The organism is Haemophilus haemolyticus (assembly GCF_003490595.1).
GTDB lineage: Bacteria > Pseudomonadota > Gammaproteobacteria > Enterobacterales > Pasteurellaceae > Haemophilus > Haemophilus haemolyticus_L.
On record NZ_QQGY01000019.1, the window covers coordinates 1 to 3732 of the forward strand.

General features: G+C 40.3%; 1 protein-coding gene. It reads right to left on the bottom strand.

All coding sequences use genetic code 11. The annotated features are described in order from the left end of the window. The coding region (locus DV415_RS09995; RefSeq protein ID WP_118791749.1) for a two-partner secretion domain-containing protein at window positions 1-3732 on the bottom strand (3732 nt) is incomplete at both ends.

Consider the following 3732-nt stretch of genomic DNA (forward strand, 5'->3'; position numbering starts at 1 on the left):
AATACCACCTCCCAACATGCCTGATTTTTTCTTGCTATAAAAATCATCAGAATAAACTCGGTTCTCAGCTTCGCGAATATTAATGTTCTTACCTTTCACCGTTAAGCTATCATCACCCACAACACCAGAGCCTTGCACTGTGACATTACCATCTTGAGAGTAAATCACAACGCTCTTACCATCAATTTCACTACCTTTACTCAAATCGTAATTATGCTTATGTTTATATTCTTCAGTAACGCTCGTAAACGCACCTTTAGATTTTTGCTTATTACGGGTATCCAGATGTTCAATATCTCGCCCTTCTTCAATTCGAACATCTCCTTTAGAGGCAACCATTACTTTGCCATTAGCACTCGTTACCTCAGCTTGACGAAGTATGGTTTCTTCTTGTCCCACTAAACGAGTACCTTCTTTGCCCTCAATAACAGAGCCTACTTCACCTTCTTTATCTAAGTGATAATGATGATTATCACTAAAGTCATAGTGCTCTTTACTGCTTTGCTTCTCAGTCGCCACCAAAAGCTTACCTTTGGCATTTACATCAACCGTACCTGCCGATTTCACATTTGCTGCTTTTATTGTGATATCACCACCACTTTGAATAGATAACTCACCACCTTTGCCTGTTACCTTCAATTCACTTTGACGATCGACTTGTTTATTCCCGGTTTCGGTACGTCCTAATTGGCTTTGTGTTTCTGTTGTGGTGGCACCAAGCTCTACTGATTTTCCACCGTATAGAGACAAGCTATCTGCAGCCACAATCTTACCGCCAAGGTTCACTAATTTTTGCTTAGCATTAAGGTTGACATTATTAGCAAAAACCAGACCTTTGTTCTCTAAATTTTGACCATGTAGGCTCACTAGGTTCGACGCAAGCACCGTCCCTTCATTGGTCATATTGGTTACCGAGCCCACAATGCTGTCCCCCGAAATCACGGAGCCCGTTGGGGTAACTTGAGTACGATTAGAAGCCAAATAAATTTTCGGTGTTAACACATTGAGTTTTTTACCACTTGGTAAAGTGATTTCTTGGTTTACCATCCACACTAAGTCAGTGGTCAGCTCCGACATTTGTTCTTTGGTTAAACCAACACCCGGCACTAAATTAAATTGTTTGGCATAACGTATACCATTGTTCATCAAACCTTGATATTGCTCTAAATCATTTTGGTAACCTTCAAGATAACGACGACCGGTTAACTGATTGATTTGCTCATTCACTAAACGCAACTCATAAAAACCATCCCCCAAACGTTTCAGCATATTATTTGGGTCGTAGCGTAATGCATTGAACATATAATCCGAACTCAACCATTTTTGCTTATTCGCAAAACGTGGGGCGGTTTCAATCACATAGCCTTTTGGTGCATTAGGATTCACATTATAAAGAGAAGATTTATCCAGCGATTGAGTCAGATGATTTAACACCACATCCCCCACATCACCTTTATTAGCCACGCCTTTATTGGTAAATTCAGGTACCACATTTTCTTTATAGGCAAATACCCCTAAATCTTTCACACTTTCATTTTGTTTGTAATAAATACTGGTATCACTTTTAGTGGTATCGTAATGATCTACACATCCCACGAACTTAATTTTTTTAGCACACGCTCGCCCTTTATAAAACGCAGTTACACGACCTGCATCCGTTACAATAGTACGACCTTTCAACTCTTTCTGATCTAATTGTCCATCCGCAATTTGAATCACCCCACCAGCAATCACCTTACTGTCTTGGTTGTCTACACGGGCATCATTAAAATCGATACCGCCACCACTTAAAATCTTACCTTCCTGGTATTTTGGTTTAAGTACCATGGTTTCATTCACTGTGCGGGTATAATCATACTCATGCCAGTTATCACTTTCGATTTTGCCGTCTGGTGAAAAAATGTGATAAAGATTTTTTACTTTTTTTTTCAAACCACCAAGGCTACTCTTATCATCTTGTTTAACCTTATAAACCCCGGAGTCTTTACCATAAATAGTCGAATCATTTCCAATTCGATACTCAAAAACCGGCGTAGACGAAGTATCCACATTTTCTGTTTCAAGGAAAAAGTGTTTATTTTCTACTTTACCTGTATTGAAGCTAATCGCTTTGCTTTTCGCATTATCGTAAAGATTTAATGCTTCAATCACACCGTTGTAGTTGTGAACATACGCTGATTTACCTGTAGCTTGGTTGTTTTCATCTAACGCTTTACCCACATAAATCTTACCCATACTTAAAAGGGTACTTTCATTGCGGTTTAAAACTTTATCCACGCCCACATCTAAACGCTCACGCGCCGCAATTACAGCAGATTTATCCCCTTCCTCAAGGTTATTTAAACTATCCCCCTGTAAAGCCACATGGTCACCATAAATACGACCGGTACCTAAGTTATTGATGGTTACTGCTTTTGCCACAGTCAATGCACCATCAATTAAGCCTCGGTTAGTCAAAGTATTTGTATTAATGCGTGTTTCATTACCGCTAATTTCAGCATCTTGAGTATTATCCACATTAGCGGCTTTAACATCAGCCTTATTGCCTACACGTAATTGGCTATTATTTTTAAAATCCCCTTCGGTTTTAAAATCTAAATTACCGCCAACTTGGAAGGCATTATTTAACGTTAAACTGTCTTGTAAACGAACCGTTAAATCCCCTTTGGTTTTGATATCACCTTCATTGGCTAAAGTCTTCGCTTTTAACTCAATTGATTTACCCGCTTCAATCTCACCTTGTTTGTTATCAATAGTTTGAGCAACATCTAGTTGGGTATGCTCATCACTGTAGATGCCCCCTTGTTGGTTAGAAAGATTTTCAGCTGTAATAGCCACTTGACCACCACGGATACCTTGTTCCGTTTTGCCACCAGCTTTCGTCTCTTGGTTATCTACATGTTTCGCTTTAATCGTCACTTTATCTGTCGCAACAATTAAAGAGCCTTTATCAGATTGCTTACGGTTATCCACGTTGTTCGCATTAAGCTGAACTTGTTTACCCGCAACCACACCCTGTTTGTTATCAATGTTTTGAGCGTTAAGTTGTGTTTGAGCTTTAGCATAAACGGTACCACGGTTCTCAATATTCTTTTTCGCATTGAGTTGGGCATTTTCGCTACCACCAATAAAGCCTTCATTGACAATCTTACCTTGGCTGTCAACTTTCACACTTCCAGCAGATGCACCAATATGCCCCGCATTGCGTACACCAAGGCCTTGGCCGTTATCCACTAAATGGATTTTCCCCGCATACATCCCACCCAATTGGCTCACATCCACACTGTAGCTTTGGTTTTCACTTTGCGTATCAGAAGTGCGGTCGGTTTTATCGGTGTTTTTATCACCCACGTACACAACCGAATCATTCGTGCGGTTCACGTTGTTTTTACCAGTGGTAACTTTAATGCCTTTCTTCGACCAAACCCCACCTTTGATTTCGGCTTTATCAGCGATAATATCAGTGTAATCAGATTGACTGTTATCCATCCCTTTTTGACCAACAGTCACTTTACCGCCTTTTACGCGATAGCCTTTCAACTCACCATTTTCTACTTCTGCTTTACCAGTTGTCAGGGTTGTTCGCCCCGCATTAATCACACCACAGCCATCACATTGGATACCACTTGGGTTGGCAATCACCACATCTGCTTTTTTGCCCGCCACTTCCACATAACCTTTTAAACGGCTTGGATTCGCTGAATTTACCTCGTTAAGAATCACTTTTGCTTC